16 protein-coding genes are annotated in these 19588 nt (G+C 71.8%); 8 read left to right on the top strand and 8 right to left on the bottom strand.

What is annotated here, in order from left to right; genetic code table 11:
* Positions 1-68 precede the first annotated feature (68 nt).
* A complete protein-coding gene (locus DEJ51_RS12760; RefSeq protein ID WP_150257699.1) occupies positions 69-605 on the bottom strand; it encodes a GtrA family protein in 537 nt (178 codons plus the stop codon).
* A gap of 187 nt (positions 606-792) precedes the next feature.
* Here DEJ51_RS12760 and DEJ51_RS12755 point away from each other — a divergent pair, with 187 nt between their 5' ends.
* The 4 genes from DEJ51_RS12755 (at position 793) to DEJ51_RS12740 (ending at position 4852) form a co-directional block, all read left to right on the top strand.
* Positions 793-1932, top strand: a complete 1140-nt coding sequence (locus tag DEJ51_RS12755; protein WP_150257698.1) for a 5-(carboxyamino)imidazole ribonucleotide synthase — start codon at positions 793-795, stop codon at positions 1930-1932.
* Entirely contained in the window at positions 1929-2465 is a 537-nt protein-coding gene (purE, locus tag DEJ51_RS12750) for a 5-(carboxyamino)imidazole ribonucleotide mutase (protein WP_150257697.1), read from the top strand. The genes DEJ51_RS12755 and purE overlap by 4 nt, the downstream gene beginning before the upstream one ends.
* Entirely contained in the window at positions 2462-3643 is a 1182-nt protein-coding gene (locus DEJ51_RS12745) for a dipeptidase (protein ID WP_150257696.1), read from the top strand. Before purE ends, DEJ51_RS12745 begins: the two co-directional genes overlap by 4 nt.
* Before the next feature lie 141 nt (positions 3644-3784).
* Positions 3785-4852, top strand: coding sequence for a membrane dipeptidase (locus tag DEJ51_RS12740; protein ID WP_150261868.1), 1068 nt, complete (start codon positions 3785-3787; stop codon positions 4850-4852).
* 132 nt (positions 4853-4984) lie between these two features.
* On the opposite strand, the gene DEJ51_RS12735 is transcribed toward DEJ51_RS12740, so the two are convergent.
* The gene (locus DEJ51_RS12735; protein ID WP_150257695.1) at positions 4985-6328 is read right to left on the bottom strand and encodes a UDP-glucose dehydrogenase family protein; all 1344 of its coding nucleotides are present in this window, start codon (positions 6326-6328) and stop codon (positions 4985-4987) included.
* A 194-nt stretch (positions 6329-6522) separates the two neighbouring features.
* On the opposite strand from DEJ51_RS12735, the gene DEJ51_RS12730 reads away from it, so the two are divergent.
* The 3 genes from DEJ51_RS12730 to DEJ51_RS12720 all read left to right on the top strand — a co-directional run bounded on the left by DEJ51_RS12730 (position 6523) and on the right by DEJ51_RS12720 (position 9696).
* A complete protein-coding gene (locus tag DEJ51_RS12730) occupies positions 6523-7680 on the top strand; it encodes an acyl-CoA dehydrogenase family protein (RefSeq protein WP_069920533.1) in 1158 nt (385 codons plus the stop codon).
* 126 nt (positions 7681-7806) lie between these two features.
* Positions 7807-8451 (top strand): hypothetical protein, encoded by a 645-nt coding sequence (locus DEJ51_RS12725; RefSeq protein WP_150257694.1) that lies wholly within the window; start codon positions 7807-7809, stop codon positions 8449-8451.
* 162 nt (positions 8452-8613) lie between these two features.
* The gene (locus tag DEJ51_RS12720) at positions 8614-9696 is read left to right on the top strand and encodes an NDP-sugar synthase (RefSeq protein ID WP_150257693.1); all 1083 of its coding nucleotides are present in this window, start codon (positions 8614-8616) and stop codon (positions 9694-9696) included.
* A gap of 118 nt (positions 9697-9814) precedes the next feature.
* Here the strand turns inward: DEJ51_RS12720 and DEJ51_RS12715 are convergent, their stop codons facing one another.
* Complete coding sequence (locus DEJ51_RS12715) at positions 9815-11128, bottom strand: LCP family protein (RefSeq protein WP_190620342.1); 1314 nt, start codon at positions 11126-11128, stop codon at positions 9815-9817.
* A gap of 106 nt (positions 11129-11234) precedes the next feature.
* Between DEJ51_RS12715 and DEJ51_RS12710 the strand changes: the two genes are divergently transcribed.
* Positions 11235-11771 (top strand): acyl-CoA thioesterase, encoded by a 537-nt coding sequence (locus DEJ51_RS12710; RefSeq protein WP_030014427.1) that lies wholly within the window; start codon positions 11235-11237, stop codon positions 11769-11771.
* 21 nt (positions 11772-11792) lie between these two features.
* Here the strand turns inward: DEJ51_RS12710 and DEJ51_RS12705 are convergent, their stop codons facing one another.
* The 5 genes from DEJ51_RS12705 to DEJ51_RS12685 all read right to left on the bottom strand — a co-directional run bounded on the left by DEJ51_RS12705 (position 11793) and on the right by DEJ51_RS12685 (position 19459).
* Positions 11793-13286 carry an LCP family protein gene (locus DEJ51_RS12705; RefSeq protein WP_223835777.1) on the bottom strand — a complete coding sequence of 498 codons (1494 nt, stop codon included), beginning with the start codon at positions 13284-13286 and terminating at the stop codon, positions 11793-11795.
* 276 nt (positions 13287-13562) lie between these two features.
* Positions 13563-15287 carry an LCP family protein gene (locus DEJ51_RS12700; RefSeq protein ID WP_223835776.1) on the bottom strand — a complete coding sequence of 575 codons (1725 nt, stop codon included), beginning with the start codon at positions 15285-15287 and terminating at the stop codon, positions 13563-13565.
* A 58-nt stretch (positions 15288-15345) separates the two neighbouring features.
* Positions 15346-17076 (bottom strand): LCP family protein, encoded by a 1731-nt coding sequence (locus tag DEJ51_RS12695; protein ID WP_150257691.1) that lies wholly within the window; start codon positions 17074-17076, stop codon positions 15346-15348.
* A 221-nt stretch (positions 17077-17297) separates the two neighbouring features.
* Positions 17298-18524: an LCP family protein gene (locus tag DEJ51_RS12690; RefSeq protein WP_150257690.1), complete on the bottom strand. Its 1227-nt coding sequence runs from the start codon at positions 18522-18524 to the stop codon at positions 17298-17300.
* 185 nt (positions 18525-18709) lie between these two features.
* Positions 18710-19459 carry a TIGR03089 family protein gene (locus DEJ51_RS12685; protein WP_150257689.1) on the bottom strand — a complete coding sequence of 250 codons (750 nt, stop codon included), beginning with the start codon at positions 19457-19459 and terminating at the stop codon, positions 18710-18712.
* Between the last annotated feature and the right edge of the window lie 129 nt (positions 19460-19588).

The raw sequence follows: 19588 nt of genomic DNA, 5'->3' as shown, positions 1-19588 counted from the left end.
CGCGATTCGGGCGGTCGGCACTACTTTGCGGACACCCCCTAGGGCGCGTCCGCAAAGGCCGTCACGGCCTAGTTGTTCGCGGGCTCCGGCTCGGGCAGCGGCTGCGGCCTGCGGTCCGGCTTCGGCACGGGCGCCGGGTCCGGCATCGGCTCGGTCGGCTCGGCGGGGGCGGGCAGGGCCTTGAAGACCCAGGTCCGGTACGACCAGAAGCGGAACACCGTGGCGGTCCCGATGCCGATGAACTTGAACACGTTGCTGGCCATGGGGCCGTCCCAGCCGAACCCGTAGGTGGCGGTGTAGAGCACACCGCTCTCGATGACCAGGCCGACGCCGCTGAACACGGCGAACAGGACGAGCTCGCGGGTGCGGCCGCTCTTGGCCCGGTCCCGGTAGGTGAAGTAGCGGAAGCCGACGTAGTTCGTGGCGATGGCCACGACGGTGGCTATCACGCTCGCGCGCACCACCTGCAGGTCGGTGGTGTTGCGGATCAGGTTGAAGACACCCAGGTTGACCAGCACGCCGAGGCCGCCGACCGCGCCGAACTTGGCCACTTCCCGTACGAGGCCGCGTACGCGTTCGACGAAAGATCCGCCAGGCGTGCTCATCAGTAGGTCAGTCCTGTCGGTCACCGCCCGCTTACGGGGCGTCCGGTGTTCTCCGTCAACCCACCCATGCTAAGTGTCCCCCCTGCGCTCCGTCTGTGCCTTCCCGCACCCTGCGACGCACGGCACACGGGCAGATCGGGCCAGGGTCACGTCCGGATGGCGGAATACCGGCGGATACCCTGGAGGAGTGACGTTCCCCGTAGTCGGTATGGTCGGCGGCGGCCAGCTCGCCCGTATGACCCACGAGGCGGGCATCCCCCTCGGCATCAGATTCAAGCTCCTCAGTGACAGCCCGCAGGACTCTGCGGCCCAGGTCGTGAGCGATGTCGTCATCGGCGACTATCGCGACCTGGAGACGTTGCGTGCCTTCGCGCACGGCTGTGACGTGATCACCTTCGACCACGAGCACGTACCCATGGAGCACCTGCGGGCCCTGGAAGCGGACGGCATCCCCGTCCGCCCGGGGCCCGACGCTTTGGTACACGCCCAGGACAAGGGGGTGATGCGCGCCAAGCTCGACGAGATCGGCGCGCCCAGCCCCCGGCACCGGATCGTGAGCGATCCGGACGACGTGGCCGCCTTCGCGGAAGAGGTGGGCGGGTTCCCCGTCATCCTCAAGACCGTACGGGGCGGGTACGACGGCAAGGGGGTGTGGTTCGTCCGCACCCCCGAGGACGCGGCGGCCCCCTTCAGGGCGGGCGTCCCGGTCCTCGCGGAGGAGAAGGTCGATTTCGTCCGCGAGCTCGCGGCGAACATCGTCCGCTCCCCGCACGGCCAGGCGGTCGCCTACCCCGTCGTCGAGTCCCGTCAGGTGGACGGCGTCTGCGACACGGTGATCGCCCCGGCCCCGAACCTCTCGGAGGCCCTCGCGGGCGAGGCCCAGGCCCTCGCCCTGCGCATCGCCAAGGAACTCGACGTGACCGGCCACCTGGCCGTGGAGCTGTTCGAGACCACCGACGGCCGGATCCTGGTCAACGAGCTGGCGATGCGCCCGCACAACAGCGGCCACTGGACCCAGGACGGCGCCGTCACCTCCCAGTTCGCCAACCACGTACGGGCGGTCCTGGACCTCCCGCTGGGCGACCCGCGCCCCCGCGCCAAGTGGACGGTCATGGCGAACGTGCTGGGCGGGGACTACCCCGACATGTACGCCGCGTACCTGCACTGCATGGCGCACGACCCCCAGCTGAAGATCCACATGTACGGCAAGGACGTGAAACACGGCCGCAAGGTCGGCCACGTCAACACCTACGGCGACGACCTGGACGATGTGCTGGAACGCGCACGCCACGCAGCCGGCTACCTCAGGGGAACGATCACCGCATGAGCACCACCTCCGCAGGCCCCGTCATCGGCATCGTCATGGGCTCCGACTCGGACTGGCCCGTCATGGAGGCGGCCGCCCAGGCCCTGGACGAGTTCGAGATCCCCTACGAGGTCGACGTCGTCTCCGCCCACCGGATGCCGCGCGAGATGGTCGAGTACGGGGAGCGGGCCGCCGACCGCGGGCTGAAGGCGATCATCGCGGGCGCGGGCGGAGCCGCCCACCTGCCCGGCATGCTCGCCTCGGTCACCCCGCTGCCGGTCATCGGCGTGCCCGTGCCGCTGAAGTACCTCGACGGCATGGACTCGCTGCTGTCGATCGTCCAGATGCCCGCCGGGGTTCCCGTCGCCACCGTCTCGGTCGCCGGGGCGCGCAACGCGGGCCTGCTGGCCGTACGGATGCTGGCCGCGCACGACACCGAGCTGCTGGCCCGGATGCGCGACTTCCAGCAGGAGCTGAACGACCAGGCCACCGAGAAGGGCAAGCGGCTGCGGACGAAGGTCGCGAACGCGGAGTCCTTCGGGTTCGGCAAGTGAGCGCGGCGCAGCGCCTGGACGAGGCGCGCGAGCTGTTGGCCGAGCACCCCGTCGTGGACGGCCACAACGACCTTCCCTGGGCGCTGCGCCAGCAGGTGCGCTACGACCTGGCGCAGCGGGACATCGCGGGCGACCAGTCCGCCCACCTGCACACCGACATCCCCCGGCTGCGCGCCGGGGGTGTCGGGGCCCAGTTCTGGTCCGTGTACGTGCGCTCCGACTTCGCGGGCGACGAGGCGGTCAGCGCCACCCTGGAGCAGATCGACGCCGTCGCCCAGCTGATCGACCGCTACCCCGCCGACCTCGTGCGGGCGCTGACGGCGGACGACATGGAGCAGGCCCGCGCCACCGGCCGGATCGCCTCGCTGATGGGCGCCGAGGGCGGCCACTCCATCAACAACTCGCTCGCCACCCTGCGCGCCCTGCACCAGCTGGGCGTGCGGTACATGACGCTCACGCACAACGACACCATCGACTGGGCGGACTCGGCGACCGACGAGCCCCGGCACGGCGGTCTGACCGACTTCGGCCGCGAGGTCGTCCGCGAGATGAACCGCGTCGGCATGCTGGTGGACCTCTCGCACGTCGCGGCGACGACGATGCGCGACGCGATCGAGGTGTCGGCCGCTCCGGTGGTCTTCTCGCACTCCTCGGCGCGCGCGGTCTGCGACCACCCGCGCAACGTCCCCGACGACGTACTGGCCACGCTGCCGGCCAACGGCGGGGTGGCGATGGCCACCTTCGTCCCGAAGTTCATCCTGCCGGCGGCGGTGGAATGGACCCTGGCCGCGGACGAGAACCTGCGGGCGCACGGCTTCCACCACCTCGACACCACCCCCGAGGCGATGGCCCTGCACCGGGCGTTCGAGGCGGACCGCCCGCGGCCGGTGGCCACGGCCGCGACGGTGGCCGACCACCTCGACCACATGCGCGAGGTGGCCGGCGTCGACCACATCGGCATCGGCGGGGACTACGACGGCACGGCCTTCACCCCGTCCGGCCTGGACGACGTGGCGGGCTACCCGAACCTCGTCGCCGAGCTGCTCGCGCGCGGCTGGTCCAAGGCCGACCTGGCGAAGCTGACCTGGAGCAACGCGGTACGCGCGCTGCGCGACGCGGAGGCGGTCGCCCGCGACCTGTCGGCGTCCAGGGGCCCGTCGAACGCGGTGATCCGGTAGCGGACGCGGTGCCCGGCGGGCGCGGCGAACGGGTGTGACCTGCGGGTCACTCGAACGCTGCGTCCGCCGGGCGGCCCGGCGCTCCCGCGTGTCACGGTGGCAGCATCTCTCCCTGCTGCCGCCGAGACCGGAGCGAACGCCATGGCCGACCTGCAGGACGAACCCCACTCCGTGGGCATCGGAGCCGAGGACCTCCCCGCACCCGCGGTGGGGGTCGCGGCGGGCGCCCTCGACCGGGCCGCCGCGCTGCTGGCCGTCCATCCGGTGGCCGACGGGTGCAACACCCTGGTCCGGACCCTGCACCAGAGTCCGTACCACGACATCGAGACCTCGGACACGGGTGTGGACACCGACATCCCGCGGCTGCGCGCCGGAGGAGTGGGGGCCCAGTTCTGGTCGCTGCTCGTCCCGGCGGCGCCAGGGCACGAGAACGCCCCCGGCGACCGGGTGCTCTCGGAGACACTGGACCAGATCGACACGGCGCTGACCCTGATGCGCCGCTACCCCGACAGCCTCTGTCTGGCCCTCGGCGCCGACGACCTGGCGGACGCCCGCAACCGGGGCCGCATCGCCTCGTTCCTGGGCCCGGTGCCCGGCCGCACGCTGACCGACTCCCTGGGCGCGCTGCGCGCCTTCCACGCGCTGGGCGTACGGATCCTCGCGCCCGCGGGAGCGCCCTGGGCGCAGGACGAGCTGACGGCCTTCGGCCACGAGGTGGTCCGCGAGGCGAACCGGCTGGCGATCGTGCTGGACCTCACGGGCTGCCCGCCGGCGGTCGCCTGCCGGCTCGCGGGGGCCTCCAAGGCTCCGGTGATCATCTCGAACACGGCGGCGGCCTCGCTGAACCCGCATCCGGGGAACGTGACCGACGAGGTCCTGGCCGCGCTCCGGGAGGCGAACGGCCTGGCGATGGTCACCTTCGACACCGCGCGCACCGGGGACTCCCTGCACGCGGTGGCCGACCACCTGGACCACGTACGGGCGATCGCGGGCCCGCACGGCGTCGGACTCGGTGCCACCTTCGGCACCGGACCGGGCCACCCCCGCCCGACGGGCCTGACCGACCCCTCGGGCTATCCGCGGCTGATCGCGGAGCTGCTGGACCGCGGCTGGCCGGAGTCCGAGGTGGCCCTGCTGACCTGGGGCAACGCCCAGCGTGTCCTGCGCGACGCGGAATTCACCTCCCGCGCCGCCCAACACCGCCGCTGATATCCGGCCCCGCCGGCGTTTGGGGCCGCACGCTCCGGCCCTGCCGGCGTTCGAGGCGCGGGGGCCCGGGGGCGGCGCCCCCGGGCGGCGCCGCACCGGCACCCGGCTCCGCAGCCCCGCCCGGCCGGAGGGCTACGCGTGCGGGCGGCCCATCGCGCGGTACGTCCAGCCCGCGGCACGCCACCGCACCGGGTCGAGCGCGTTGCGGCCGTCCAGGATGAGCCGGTCGGTGACGACCGAGCCGAGCTCGGCCGGGTCCAGGTCACGGAACTCGCGCCACTCGGTGAGGTGCAGGACCACCTCCGCGCCCCGCGCCGCCGCCTGCGCGGAGTCCGCGTAGCCGAGGGTCGGGAAGACGCGGCGGGCGTTGTCCATGCCCTTGGGGTCGTAGACGGTGACCTGGCCGCCCTGGAGGTGGATCTGCCCGGCCACGTTCAGCGCGGGGGAGTCCCGTACGTCGTCCGAGTCCGGCTTGAAGGTGGCTCCGAGCACGGCGACCCGCTTGCCGAGGAACGAACCGCCCACGGCCTCCCGGGCCAGTTCGACCATGTGCCCGCGGCGCCGCATGTTGATGGAGTCCACCTCGCGCAGGAAGGTCAGCGCCTGGTCCACGCCCAGCTCGCCCGCGCGCGCCATGAACGCCCGGATGTCCTTGGGCAGGCAGCCGCCGCCGAAACCGATGCCGGCGCGCAGGAACTTCGCGCCGATGCGCTCGTCGTAGCCGATCGCCTCCGCCAGCTTCACCACGTCGCCGCCGCCGGCCTCGCAGATCTCGGCCATCGCGTTGATGAAGGAGATCTTCGTCGCGAGGAAGGAGTTCGCGGCCGTCTTCACCAGCTCCGCCGTCGGGTAGTCCGTGACCACCAGCGGCGAGCCCTCGGCCATCGGCGTCTCGTACACCTCGCGCAGCAGCTTCTCGGCGCGCTCCCCCTGTACGCCGACCACGATCCGGTCGGGGTGCAGGGTGTCCTGCACCGCGAAGCCCTCCCGCAGGAACTCGGGGTTCCAGGCGAGCTCCACGTCCGCGCCCGCCGGGGCCAGCTCCGCGAGCCTGACGGCGAGCCGCGCCGCCGAGCCCACCGGCACGGTGGACTTGCCGACCACCAGGACCGGCCGGGTCAGGTGCGGGGCCAGCGAGGCCATCGCGGAGTCCACGTAGGACATGTCACAGGCGTACTCGCCGTGCTTCTGCGGGGTGTTCACGCAGACGAAGTGGACGTCGCCGAAGGCGCCGACCTCCTCCCAGGAGGTCGTGAAGCGCAGCCGGCCGGTCGATCCCGGCAGCCCGGCCACGTGCTTGGCCAGCAGGTCCTCCAGCCCGGGCTCGTACATCGGGACCCGGCCCGAGGCCAGCATCTCGATCTTCTCGGGCACCACGTCCAGCCCCAGCACCTCGAAGCCCAGCTCCGCCATCGCGGCGGCGTGGGTCGCACCGAGGTATCCGGTGCCGATCACAGTGATCCTGAGGGGGGCCATGGGTGCTCCAGAGGTGCGGGGCCGATTGCGGCCACTGAGCATAGTCGGGCCCACCAGCGGGGACGTTCCCCAGGAGACCACCGCTGTCACCCATCTCACGTGGTCCGTCCATATCGCCATCCGTGACCGGACCACTAGGCTTGGGTTACTTAACGGTAGTTAGCATCACGCATCACCCTGGGGAGTGAGAGATCTTGGCGGGTTCTGCCGACTTCGACCTGTACCGCCCGGCCGAGGAGCACGACATGCTCCGCGAGTCGGTCCGCTCGCTCGCCGAGGCGAAGATCCTGCCGTTCGCCGCCGCGGTCGACGAGGAATCCCGCTTCCCGCAGGAGGCCCTGGACGCCCTGGTCTCCAGCGACCTGCACGCCGTCCACGTGCCCGAGACCTACGGCGGCGCGGGCGCCGACGCCCTCGCCACCGTGATCGTGATCGAGGAGGTGGCCCGTGTCTGCGCCTCCTCCTCCCTGATCCCGGCCGTGAACAAGCTCGGCTCGCTCCCGGTGATCCTCTCCGGTTCCGAGGAGCTCAAGGCGAAGTACCTCGGCCCGCTGGCCAAGGGCGACGCGATGTTCTCGTACGCGCTCTCCGAGCCGGACGCGGGCTCCGACGCCGCCGGCATGAAGACCCGCGCCGTGCGCGACGGGGACTTCTGGGTCCTCAACGGCGTCAAGCGCTGGATCACCAACGCCGGTGTCTCCGAGTACTACACGGTCATGGCCGTCACCGACCCTTCGATGCGCTCGAAGGGCATCAGCGCCTTCGTCGTGGAGAAGAGCGACGAGGGCGTGTCCTTCGGCGCCCCGGAGAAGAAGCTCGGCATCAAGGGCTCCCCGACGCGCGAGGTCTACCTCGACAACGTCCGGATCCCCGCCGACCGCATGATCGGCGCCGAGGGCACCGGCTTCGCCACCGCGATGAAGACCCTGGACCACACCCGCATCACCATCGCGGCCCAGGCGCTCGGCATCGCCCAGGGCGCCCTGGACTACGCCAAGGGCTACGTCCAGGAGCGCAAGCAGTTCGGCAAGCCGATCGGCGACTTCCAGGGCGTGCAGTTCATGCTCGCGGACATGGCCATGAAGATCGAGGCCGCCCGCCAGCTGACCTACTCGGCCGCCGCGAAGTCCGAGCGCGTCGACGGCGACCTGACCTTCTTCGGCGCCGCGGCCAAGTGCTTCGCCTCCGACGTGGCCATGGAGGTCACCACGGACGCCGTCCAGCTCCTCGGCGGTTACGGCTACACCCGTGACTACCCGGTGGAGCGCATGATGCGCGACGCCAAGATCACCCAGATCTACGAGGGCACCAACCAGGTCCAGCGGATCGTCATGGCCCGCAACCTGCCGTAACCCCCGGTCCGACCTGCGGAGACGCGGACGTCCCCCGGCAGCCCGCCGGGGGACGTCCGCGCACGGGACGGCGGGCTAGGCTGTGCCGCTGTCAGCGGTAGGTGCGCAGGTGGGGCGGAAGCAAGCATGTTCACGGAACGCCAGATATCGGCGATGCTCGGGCAGATCGCACGCCAGGACGTCGTCGAGATCGGCCCGGAGCAGGCCGCCGGCCGGGTGGCCGCCCTGGCCCACGTCGCGGAGCAGTACGGCTACGCGTACGACCGGGCCCACCGGACCGGGCACAACGACATGCAGATCCTGGTGCGGATGTACCGGGACCCGCACCCCGGGGCGCGCGCCCGCGAAGCGGCGACCATCGCCGCCCACCCGCAGGCGGGCAACGGCGGGACGGTGCCGGGCATGCGGCCGGGGACGGTCAAGCCGCTCCCCGAAGCACAGGAGGCCGTGGCCCTGCTGAAGGACCGGATCATGCTCGACGTCCTCGCCCAGGCCGCGGACAAGCGGCAGCTGGCGTTCGCCTACGGTTCCTGCGCGGTCCTGGCGCTCGTCCTGCTCCTCGCCGGGATGCCGATCGGCGCGCTGGCCGGCGGCGGGGCGCTCGCGGCGTTCCTGTGGGGCGCCTTCAGGCTGGGTGCGGTCCGCCGGCAGCGGATGGCCCGACGGCTGACCGACGCCGGGTTCGTCCCGGTCCGGGACGAGAGCGGCAGGCAGCGCTTCCTGCGGCCCGGACAGCAACTGCCGGGCCACGTCAATCCGTTCACCGCCTGACGGTCGAACGAACCGGTCGACACCGGTCATTTCATGACATGCCGAGTGCGGTGCCCCCAGGGGGACGCACCCGGTCACCTCCATCCGGCACCGGCCTTGGGACGCCCCCCGGATGGGCTAAATTTGGACCTTCGTACGCCGGAATCGGTTGGGGAGAACGCAATGACGGAAGCGATCCTGCTGGTCGGCGGACAAGGGACGCGCCTGCGCCCCGTGACGGTGAACACGCCCAAGCCGATGGTTCCCACGGCCGGTGTCCCGTTCCTCGCCCACCAGATAGCCAGGGCCGCCGCCGCCGGTGTCACGCACATCGTGATGGCCACCTGCTACCTCGCCGAGGTCTTCGAGCCCTACTTCGGCGACGGGTCCGACTTCGGCCTCAGCCTCGAATACGTGGTCGAGGACGAGCCGCTCGGTACCGGCGGAGCCATCCGCAACGCCGGAGCCCGCCTGACCGGCGGCCCGGACTCCTCCGTCCTCGTCTTCAACGGCGACATCCTCACCGGCCTGGACATCGCCGGGCTGGTCGAGTCCCACGAGGCGGCCGAGGCCGACGTCTCCCTGCACCTGGTCCGGGTCGAGGACCCGCGCGCCTTCGGCCTGGTCCCCACCGACTCCGAGGGGCGGGTGCTGGCCTTCACCGAGAAGCCCCAGACCCCCGAGGAGATCATCACCGACCAGATCAACGCCGGCTGCTACGTCTTCCGGCGCAGCGTGATCGACTCGATCCCGGCCGGCCGGCCGGTCTCCGTCGAGCGCGAGACCTTCCCCGGCCTGCTCGCCGCCGGGGCCAAGCTGCACGGAGTCACCGAGAACACCTACTGGATGGACCTCGGCAAGCCCGAGTCGATCATCCAGGCCTCCGCCGACCTCGTACGCGGCGTGGTCTCCTCCCCGGCCGTCCCCGGACGCCGCGGCGAGTCCCTGGTCCTGCCGGGCGCCCAGGTCGCGGCCGGGGCCAAGCTGTCCGGGGGCACCGTCGTCGGCGCGGGCGCCCGGATCGAGGCCGGGGCGGTCGTCCAGGGCTCCATCGTCCTCGACGACGCCGTCATCGGCCCGGACGCCCAGGTGAACGCCAGCCTGATCGGCGCCCGCGCCTCGGTCGGCGCGCGGACCGTACTCGACGGCGTGGTCATCGGCGACGGGGCCGCCGCCGGGGCCGACAACGAACTGCGCGACGGCGCCCGCGTGTGGTGCGGGGCGCGGCTGCCCGACGCCGCCATCCGGTTCTCCCCGGACGCCTGACCCGCGGGACGGCCCGGACACCGGCCGGGAGCCCGGTCCGGGAGCCCGGTCCGGGTTCCGGCCCTGGTGCCGGTCCGGAAAGGGGAGCACGGCCCACCGGCCGCACCCCCCACCGCCGTCAGTTCCCTCGGACGGTGACCTTCTCGTCGTTCTGGATCTGCTTCACCAGCTGCTGCACCTTCGCCTTGTCCCAGACGAGGTTGCCGCCGCGCTGGCCGGAGATCGGCATGTTCATCGACACGCCGTCACCGCCGTTGACGCCCTTCATCGCGAAGAACATCTGGCCCATGTCGTACAGGCCCATGTCCTTGTCCACGATGAGGGTGTCCAGGCCGGCGCCCAGCATCGGGTAGAGCGCGAACGGGTTGAGGATCGTCGACGGCGTCGCGGCCTGGCTCGCCAGCGCCGACAGGAACTTCTGCTGGTTCTTCGTCCGCTGCAGGTCGGACTCGGCGAAGGCGTACCGGGTCCGTACGAAGGCCAGGGACTGCTCGCCGTTCAGGGTCTGCTTGCCGGCCTTGAAGTCGGCGCCCGACTTCTCGTCCTTGAAGCCCTCCTCGATGTTCAGCTCCACACCGCCCAGCGCGTCCACGATGTTCGCGAAGCCGGCGAAGCCGATCTCCGCGTAGTGGTCGATGCGCAGGCCCGTGTTGTGTTCCACCGTCCGCACCAGCAGCTCGGGGCCGTCCTCCGCGTACGCGGCGTTGAGCTTGACCCGCCGCCCCTGCGCGGGGAACGTCTTGCCGGACTGCGAGCCGACGAAGGAGGGGATCTCCACGTCCGAGTCGCGCGGCAGCGAGATCATGGTGTTCCCGCTGGAGCACTTCGCCAGGATCATCATCGAGTCGGTCCGCTTGCCCTCGGCCGAGCCGGTGTGCAGCTTCTTCTTCTCCTCGGCGGTCATCCCCTCGCGGCTGTCGGAGCCCACGATCAGGTACGTCGTGCAGTCGCCCTCCTTCGGGCGCTCGATGACCTTGGAGAGGTCCACCTCGCGGCGCACCTTGGAGTCGGCCCAGAAGTAGGTGGCGACGGACGTCACGACGAGCGCCGAGACCAGCACGATCGAGCCGACCTTGATCCGCTTGCGCCAGTCCGGCGCGGGGCCGGGCGGCCGCCCGGGGCGGCCGGAACCGGACGGCCCACCGGGGCCCGCCGGTCCGCCGGCTCCGCCGCCCTGCGGCGACCCGTAGACCTGGCCGGTGTTGTAGCCGCTGTCGTAACCGCCGTACGTGTCGTGGCCGCCCGCCTGCTGCGGGGGTACGCCGTACGCGGGCGGCGGGCCCGCCGGGCGCTGCGGGCGCGGGGGCTGCGCGGGCCGGGGCGGCTGCTGCGGCTGCCGCTGGATGTGCCGCATCCGCTGCACGCCCTCGGGCTGCGGCTGCGCGCTGCCGCGCCCGTACGCGTCGTCACGACCTTCTGGCCAGTCATTCATGCGCCCAAGAATGCCTGCCCGGGTGCGTGCTCCGACAGCCCGGTCCGCATTCCGTTCCGCTGCTGTTGCAGAGCTGATGCCTCCGGGTGCCATCTAAGGTGTCCGTATGACACAGATACCGGGCGAGCTGCCCGGGAAGCCCACCGCAGCCTCCCGGACGACCCTCAGCCACATCATGACCGCCAACGACACCAACCTCCTCGGAACGGTGCACGGCGGTGTGATCATGAAGCTGGTGGACGACGCGGCCGGCGCCGTGGCCGGCCGCCACTCGGGCGGCCCGGCGGTCACCGCCTCCATGGACGAGATGGCCTTCCTCGCACCCGTGCGCGTCGGCGACCTCGTCCACGTGAAGGCCCAGTGCAACTGGACCGGCCGCTCCTCCATGGAGATCGGCGTACGGGTCCTCGCGGAGCGGTGGAACGAGTCCACCCCCGCCACCCAGGTCGGCACCGCCTACCTCGTCTTCGCCGCGGTCGACGCCGACGGCAAGCCCCGCGAGGTCCCGCCCGTCCTCCCGGAGACGGAACAGGACGAGCGGCGTTACCAGGAGGCCCAGATCCGCCGTACCCACCGGCTCGCCCGCCGCCAGGCGATCATGGCGCTGCGCGAGGAGCGGGCGGCCCAGGGCTTCGACGACTGACGCGCCGCCCGCTGCGGATCCTCAGTCCCCGCAGACCACCTGATCGCCGGTGACCACCCCGAAGGTCCCCGGGTAGGGGTCCTCGGCGCGCACCGGCACCACCTTGCGGTAGTCCGCGCCCGCGACCACCAGCACCGTCCGGCCCTGGCCCGCCACCGCCCGCAGCTCGCTGCCCGGCAGCGCGGTCGCCACCGACCGGGCGGAGCGGTCCCAGCGCGGGTCGTACGTGATCACCGTGCGCTTGACTTCGCGGCTGGCGCCGTTGCCCGGGGCCCGGGTGGTGTCGAAGCCGGTGGCGCGCAGTGCGGCGTCGACCCGCCCGCCCAGTCCGTCGATCCGGGTGCCGTTCTCCACCTGGACCCGGACCTGGCGCGGGGGCACGTCCACGGGCACGGCCGCGGGCGGGCCGCCGTCGGCCTTCCCGGGCCGGGCGGGGGCCAGTGGCCGGTCCTCGCGCAGCGCCTCGAACAGCTTGGCCGCCTTCGGTTCGTCCCACTTCACGGTGGAACCGATGCCCTTGACGGGGAAGGAGGGGCTGCCGATGGGCACCGACGCGAACTCCGAGGAGGACGGGGTGAAGTCCCGCATCGCCTGCCCGAGGGCCAGCATCTGCTCCGAGCCGAAGTCCTTGTCGGCCCGGACGGAGCCGAGGAGGGTGGAGCTGACCTCCTTGAACTTCACCGGGTTCAGCAGCACCCCGCCCCCGGTCGCCTGCTTGATGAGGGCGGCGATGAACCGCTGCTGGCGCCGCATCCGGCCGAGGTCGGAGGCCCCGTCGACATGGCGCGAGCGTACGTACTGCAGGGCCTGTCCGCCGCTGAGGCGGTGGCTGCCGGGCAGCAGGTCGAGGCCGGTGTTGCGGTCCCGCATGGTCTTGGCCGTGCAGATCTCCACGCCGCCCATTGCGTCGACCGTCTTCATGAAGCTGGTGAAGTCGACCTCCAGGTAGTGGTCGATCTTCACCCGGGTCATGTTCTCCACGGTCCGCACGGTCAGGTTGGGCCCGCCCTCCGCGTACGCCGCGTTCAGCCGTACGGGGTGGGCCCGGTGCGCCTTGCCGGTGACGAGGTCCCGGTGTGCGGGCACCTCGGCGTAGCTGTCGCGGGGCAGGCTGATCACGCTGGCCCGCTCCTTGTCGGCCGACAGGTGCACGAGCATGATCGTGTCCGTGCAGTGGCAGGGCGCGCCGCCCAGGCGGTACTCGCGCTTCTCCTCCGGGGAGATCTTCTCCCGGCCGTCGGTGCCCACCAGCAGGAAGTTGAGGCCGTGTCCGGCCTGCGGGCGGTTCTTCATGTCCTTGAACGGGTCCACCCGCTCGATCCCGGTGTCCAGACCGGTCATCACGGCGTGCCCGACGGCCCCGGAGCCGAGCACCGCCACCGACAGCCCGGCCGCGAGCCGTACCCCCCACCGGGGCCGCCCGTCCCGGTGCCGGGCGCGGCCGCCTGCGACGGGTCGGGCGCGCCGCGGCCGGGGCGGCCCGTCGGGACGGGCGGGACGGTGCGGCTGGGGCACGGTGGACACCTCCGCGGGCAGGGAGACCGGTCGGGGCACTGGCCGGATCAGCTGATTCGGCAGAACAGTAGGCCCATACGATCAGCTGCTGTCCTTACCGGTCGTGCGGCGCGCACCCGGTTCCCCCGTACGCGGTAACGCGACACCGCTGTCCGAACGCGAAGGACCATACCCCCGCCCGGCAGTGCCCCGGGACTGCGCGCGGGCCCGGGGCGACGCACGCAAGGGCCCGGCCCGGCAGCCGTGAAGCCGCCGGGCCGGGCCCTTGTGCGCGTGCTACCAGGTGAAGCCCGGCTGGATCGCCATGCAGGCGCCCTCGTTGTCGCCGTTGAGCGCGTGGGCCGAGGTCGGCGCCACGGTCGGGGCGGGCGGCGGCGGGGTCGGCGCGTTGCCGGTCCGCCAGTCCTTGCCGACGAACAGGGTGATCCCGGAGACCTCCTCGGACTTCTGCACCGCGGTGGCGGGCAGGCCCAGGGCGGTGGCCACGACGCCCGCGTCCGCCGCCTGGGCGGCCGTGGCGTAGCGGACGACCGTGGTGTCCTCGGCGCCGGTCTGGGTATCGGCGAGCGCCTTGGTGAAGCCCTTGCCGGTCAGCACCGCGGCCACGTCGTTCGCCCGGTTCCTGACCCGGGTCTCGGCACCGTCCTTGCCGCCCGTGGCGTTGCGGACGGAGACCGCGATCTTCGCGGGAGCCGTGGCCGGCGCCGTGGTCGCGGCGGTGCTCGGGGTACCGGGAGCCGTGCTCGGGGTGCCCGGGGTGCCCGGGGCCGCGGAGACGCCCGGTGAGGGCGACGCGCCGCCCTCCGGGGTCGCGTTGCCCTTGCCGTCGAGCGCGATGTCCTCGCGGACCATCCGGAACACGGCCTCGGCCTCGTTCGCCATGGGCTCGACCCGGCCGTCCAGGCCCGGCTTGGTGCTGTAGACCCAGGGCATGGTGGTCATGGTGATCCGGCCCGGCGGCACCTTCTTGAGCTCCATGGACAGGTCGTACAGCTTGTCGATCTTGTTCAGGCCGGTGTCCACGACCATCGCCTGGATCGCCGCCTGCGCCAGGCTGTTGAGCTTCACCGGGTTGGTGAGCTTGGCGTTCTTGCGGAACTCGCGGGACATCGACGTCATGTACTGGTGCTGGGCGTGGGTGCGGCCTATGTCGGTGCCGTCCTCGAAACCGTAGCGGGTGCGCAGCCACTGCAGGGCCTGCTCGCCCTGGATGACGCTCGTACCCTTCGGCAGCTTCAGGCCGGAGCCCTTGCCGTCCCGGGTACGGGAGTGGACGTTCTCCTCCACGCAGACCGGGACGCCGCCGATGGCGTCCGCCATCGAGACCACACCCTTGAAGTCGATCATCATGAAGTGATCGATGGGGATCTTGGTCAGCTCCTGCCAGGCGGCGACCGTGCAGCCCGGACCGCCGCGCTGCAGCGACTCGTTGGTCTGTACGAGGCCCTTGCTGGCGGGGTGCACCTTGCCGCCGGGCTCGGTGCACTTGGGCATCATCAGCATCGTGTCGCGCGGCATCGAGACGACCGACATGTTGCTGCGGTCCGCCGACAGGTGCAGCAGCATCTGCACGTCCGCCAGCGGCGGCCCGTCGAAGGTGTCCGTGGCTCCGCCGAGGGCCTGGTTCGCGGCGTCGTCACGCGCGTCGGAGCCGATCAGCAGGATGTTCAGCGGGGTCTGCCCGAAGGCGTTGGGCTTGGAACCGCCCAGTTTGGTCTCGCCGAGGTTCAGCGCGTCCGTCTGGATGCTGCCGTTCAGGTGGCGGTAGTACAGGTACCCGGCCGCCGCGGTCCCGAGTATCAGCAGGGACAGCACGGAAGCCGTCCAGCGCAGCACGCGCCGCCGGCCCTGTCTGCGGGTACCGCCGCCGCCGGTCCGGCGAACCGGCCCGGAGCCGCCCCGCTGTCGGGGCACCGTGCCGGACGCGCCCGCCCCGCCGCCGGATATCTCCCCGGCGGTCTGGGCGTTCGCCTCCTCCCCCCGCACGCTGCTGCGCCTCACACGTCCCCCTCAAGATCCTTCTTGGTCTAAGAGTGCCGGTGCCACCGGCTGGTTCCCGCTACTTGGCGCAGATCGCCTTGTCGGCCTGTGACCGCTGCACGTCCTCGGGCAGCTGCTGGGGCACCGGGGCCGCCAGCGGTGCGCCGGGCTGCTGGAAGTCCGGACCCAGCGTCAGCTTCATCGGGGTCTTCGCCGGGGCGTCCGCCGTCCCCACCTTCAGCGCGGTCGCGGGCAGGCCCATGAGATCCGCCAGCGCCCGGGCCTGGTCGGCCTGGTTGGGGGCGTACTCCAGCTGCGTCGCACCGACCTTCTCGGGCGCGTTGCCGACGTTGCTGGACTTGGACACGCCCTTGCTGTTCTGCAGCCAGTTCACGGTGGTGGAGGCGGCCCCCTTGGGGCCGCCGCCGTTGTAGATGCTCACCCGTACGTCCGCGGCGGCCGCGCGGGTGCCCTGGAGCAGCGCGTCCTGCTTCGCCTTCGCGTCCGCGTCGGCCGCATCCTTGGCGGCCTGCTCCTTCTTCTCGACCTCCGTGAGCGAGACGTCCCCCCGGATCATCTGCAGCAGCGGATCGGCCAGGGCGCGGTCGACGACGACGGTCGCCTTCTTGCCCACCGGTTCGGCCGGGTTGTCGATCACCGGCAGGGTGGTGAAGGTGATGTTCTTCGTGTCGATGCCCTTCAACTCGCCCGCCAGGTCGGTGAGTTTGCCGATGGACCCGATCCCCGAGTCCACGCCCAGCGACTTGGTGGCGGCCTCCGCGAGGGAGAGGAACTTCTTGGGGCTGGTCAGCGTCTCCTTCGACTTCATCTCACGCATCATCGAACCCAGGAACTGCTGCTGGATCTTGATCCGGTCGAGGTCGCTGTTGTTGCCGAAGCCGTGCCGGGTACGGACGAAGGCGAGGGCCTGTTCGCCCTCCAGCCGGTGCTCGCCCGCGTCCAGCTTGAGGTGGGAACCCTCCTCGTCGTTGACGGCCTTGTCCAGGCACACCGGTACTCCGCCGACCGCCGTGCTCAGCGTCTTGACGGCGTTGAAGTCGGCCATCATGAAGTGGTCGACCTCGATGCCGGTGAGTTCCTTGACCGTTCGCATCGTGCAGCCCGCGTCGCGGCCCTCCTGGCCCAGGCTCGTGTTGAAGCGGGTGCCCTTGGAGGGTGCGATCGTCTTCGTCGATCCGTCCGGCTGCTTCGTCGGGCAGGCCGGGATGTTGGTGATCAGGTCGCGGGGGATGGACAGCGCGGTCGCGTTGGTCCGGTCCTTCGAGACGTGGAACAGGATCGTGGTGTCGGCGTGGCCGACGCTGTCCTTGTCCCCGTAGTTCTCGTTGCCCGCGCCGGTGCGCTTGTCGGTGCCGATGACCAGGATGTTGATGGCCTGGTCCTTCTTGAAGCCACCGGTCCCCGCGCCCGCCACGTCGGTGACGCTGAGGTTGCCGTTCAGGTGGTTGTAGTAGAGGTACGCCGCCACGGAACCGCCCACCAGCAGGAACGCCAGCGTGCCTCCGGTGATGGCCAGCGCCTTCTTGCGGCCGCCGCCGCCGATCTTGCGGGAGCGTCCGCCGCGCCGGCCACCGGGAGGGGCGTCGCCGCGCCGCGGCCTCGGTACACCGGGCTTGGGCGTGGCGGGGGCCGAAGGAGCAGACGGCGATCTGCGGGGTGCGGTGACCTTGGGCCGCGCTTGCGCGGCGGAGTCGGCCAGTCGCAGTTCGTAGTTGCCGGTGCGGGGGTTGAGTACCCACTGGTCTGCGGGGTCGATCTCGTCCGCCCGCCCACGGCTTTGCGCATCCACGGTTGCTCGAATCCTCCGTCGGTGCCTCGCGACGCGCCTCCCCCAGGCGCACGGTCAACGATCCGGCTGCTGGTGCCCGCCTCTGGTCCGGCCGGGCACCGGATCGCTCACCCTATCCGCCCTGTTCGGCGGCAAACCATGCTGGTGACAAATTCCACTCCCCTTATAACGGGGTGAACCGCCCATCCCGCTCGGTTCGGGCACCGGCTTTTGGGATTGCTTTACCGGCAGTCGGCGTTACCCGCAGTGGTTCCCGTGAAAGTAGGGACGGGTGCCTGAGGTGTGACGGTTCCCTCTTCGGTGGAATCCGGGTCCGAACCGCCCTCCGTGCCCGTCCCGCCGCCCTCGGCGGCGGCCGCGCTCGGCGAGGGCTCCGGCGGCGCGACCGTCACCGGCTTGTCCGTCCGCAGCTGCTGGAACAGCCGCTGCGCGTCGGGCTCGACCAGCTCGTCCCGGTTCGGGTCGGGAGCGTACGGCCTGCGGGGCACCGTCAGGAACTTGACCTGATCGGTCGGGATGTCCCGCATGCCCCGCACGAGTTCGTACAGCCCGCGCAGCGAGGCCAGCCCCGGGTCCGTGGTCACCGAGGAGGTCGCCGCGTCCAGCAGCGGGTACAGCCGCGCCGGATTGAGCAGCACCCCGTTGCTCTGCACCTTCTTGACGAGCGAACCGAGGAACTGCTGCTGCCGGTCCATCCGTTCGGTGTCACTGCCGTTGCCCAGGCTGTGGCGGGCGCGTACGTACCCCAGCGCCTGCTCGCCCCGCAGGGTCTGGCGGCCGGCGGCCAGCCGCAGCTTGGCCTCGGCGTCGTTCACCGGTTCCTTGAGGCAGACCTCCACCCCGCCGATGGCGTTGACCATCTTCTTGAACCCGCCGAAGTCGACGACCATGTGATGGTCGACGCGGATCCCGGTCAGCCTCTCCACCGTACGGATCGTGCAGGCGGCCCCGCCCCACTGGAACGCCCAGTTGAACTGCGCGAACCGTTCGGCGGTCCGGCTCCCGTCCACCTGCCGGCAGGAGGGGATGTCCGTCATCAGGTCCCGGGGTATCGACACCGCGGTCGCGCTCCTGCGGTCCTGCGGCAGGTGCAGCAGGATCGTGGTGTCCGAGCGCTGGGTACCCCCGTCCTGGCCGTACCTGGCGTTGTCCCGGCCGGAGCGCGAGTCCGAGCCGATCAGCAGGATGTTCTGGGCCCCGGTGGCCAGGTGCGCCGGGCGCTCGCGCTCGTAGCGCCGCAGCTCGGCCGCGGCCGAGGTGTCCTCGGTGATGTTCCCGTCGAGCTTGTTGTAGAGCCACCAGCCGGTGGCCGTACCCGCCAGGACCAGGAAGACCGCCCCGAGGCCCGTCCAGCGCAGCAGCCGGCGCCGGCGCCCGCGGGTGCGCGGGGGCCGCCCCGCACCCCCGGCCGCGCCGGTGCCACCCGGTATGCCTGCGCTGTCCGTCACTGGCGTCCGTCCCCTCGCCGCTACGACTGCGGGCCGTCGGCCGTACGGGTGAGCACGGCCACTGCCGATGCTGCCCCCGAGGTGCCGGAGCAGCCCGGGGGCGGGGGCTTGTCTAGGACCGTTCGGGTGACAAATCGCCCGTACCTGCCTCTCACCAGTGTGAGTGACAGGCCTCCGGCCGGCGATCAGACGGTGTGGGTGACGCGCTCGCTCTCGCGGCGCTGCACCAGCCCGTCCGCCGGGAGCCGGTCCAGGTTCCGGCACAGCACCACGGACCCGCCCGCGGCCAGCGCGGCGTAGAGCCCGGCCGAGAGGCCGTCCCAGGTGTCGTAGCCGAGCCCGGTCAGCACCCGCGAGCCCTCGCCGAGGCCGAGCCTCGCCGCGTCCTCACGCGCGCGGGCCACCAGCGCCGTGTGCGTCAGCTCCTCGCCGCCCACGACCAGCGCCGGACCCCCGGGATCCACCGGCACGAAGGGCGCGAAGCGGTCGCCCTGCCCCGGCACCTCCACCGCGTAGTCGGCGAACCCGGCCGGCGGCTGCGGGAACCGTCCGCCCAGCGGCCGCAGCGCGAGCGCCACCCGCTCACCGCCGCACGCCAGGGCCCGCTCCAGGGTGTCCGGGCCGCTGACGACGAGATCCGCGTCCGCCGGATCCCCGCCGACCTCGGCGACGACCCCGACGGAGGCACAGGCGAGCAGCCACACCGCGCTCTGCCAGTGCGCCGGGAGCATCAGCGCGAGCCGGTCCCCGGGTTCGGCCCCGAGGTCGCCCTGGAGCAGGTTGGCGGTCTTGGCCACCCAATTGGCGAAGGTCGCGACGGACAATTCGACGCGCTCGCCGGTGGCGTCGTCGTAGAAGGTGACGAGCGGGCGACCCGGATCGGCGGCGAGCGCGGATCGCAGCAGGTCGGCAGGGGTGCGGTCAGTGGCGTTCACCCGGCACAGCGTACGCGGGCCCGTCCCCCGTACGGGGGCCGTCGACTCCCCCGTACGGGGGAGGGGTAACGCGCGACGGGCCGGACGGAGCGTCAGTTCTCGGATGGCGCCCGGCGATCGGCGTGCTCA

The sequence above is a fragment of the Streptomyces venezuelae genome, from assembly GCF_008642275.1.
Taxonomy (GTDB): Bacteria; Actinomycetota; Actinomycetes; order Streptomycetales; family Streptomycetaceae; genus Streptomyces; species Streptomyces venezuelae_E.
The sequence above is the reverse complement of the archived record's forward strand: the minus strand, read 5'-3'. Positions and strand labels throughout refer to the sequence as shown.

Coding starts and splice junctions, on each gene's coding strand:
- DEJ51_RS12760 (WP_150257699.1), bottom strand. CDS start 605: ATGAGCACGCCTGGCGGATCTTTCGTCGAACGCGTACGCGGCCTCGTA.
- purE (WP_150257697.1), top strand. CDS start 1,929: ATGAGCACCACCTCCGCAGGCCCCGTCATCGGCATCGTCATGGGCTCC.
- DEJ51_RS12740 (WP_150261868.1), top strand. CDS start 3,785: ATGGCCGACCTGCAGGACGAACCCCACTCCGTGGGCATCGGAGCCGAG.
- DEJ51_RS12735 (WP_150257695.1), bottom strand. CDS start 6,328: ATGGCCCCCCTCAGGATCACTGTGATCGGCACCGGATACCTCGGTGCG.
- DEJ51_RS12725 (WP_150257694.1), top strand. CDS start 7,807: ATGTTCACGGAACGCCAGATATCGGCGATGCTCGGGCAGATCGCACGC.
- DEJ51_RS12720 (WP_150257693.1), top strand. CDS start 8,614: ATGACGGAAGCGATCCTGCTGGTCGGCGGACAAGGGACGCGCCTGCGC.
- DEJ51_RS12715 (WP_190620342.1), bottom strand. CDS start 11,128: ATGAATGACTGGCCAGAAGGTCGTGACGACGCGTACGGGCGCGGCAGC.
- DEJ51_RS12710 (WP_030014427.1), top strand. CDS start 11,235: ATGACACAGATACCGGGCGAGCTGCCCGGGAAGCCCACCGCAGCCTCC.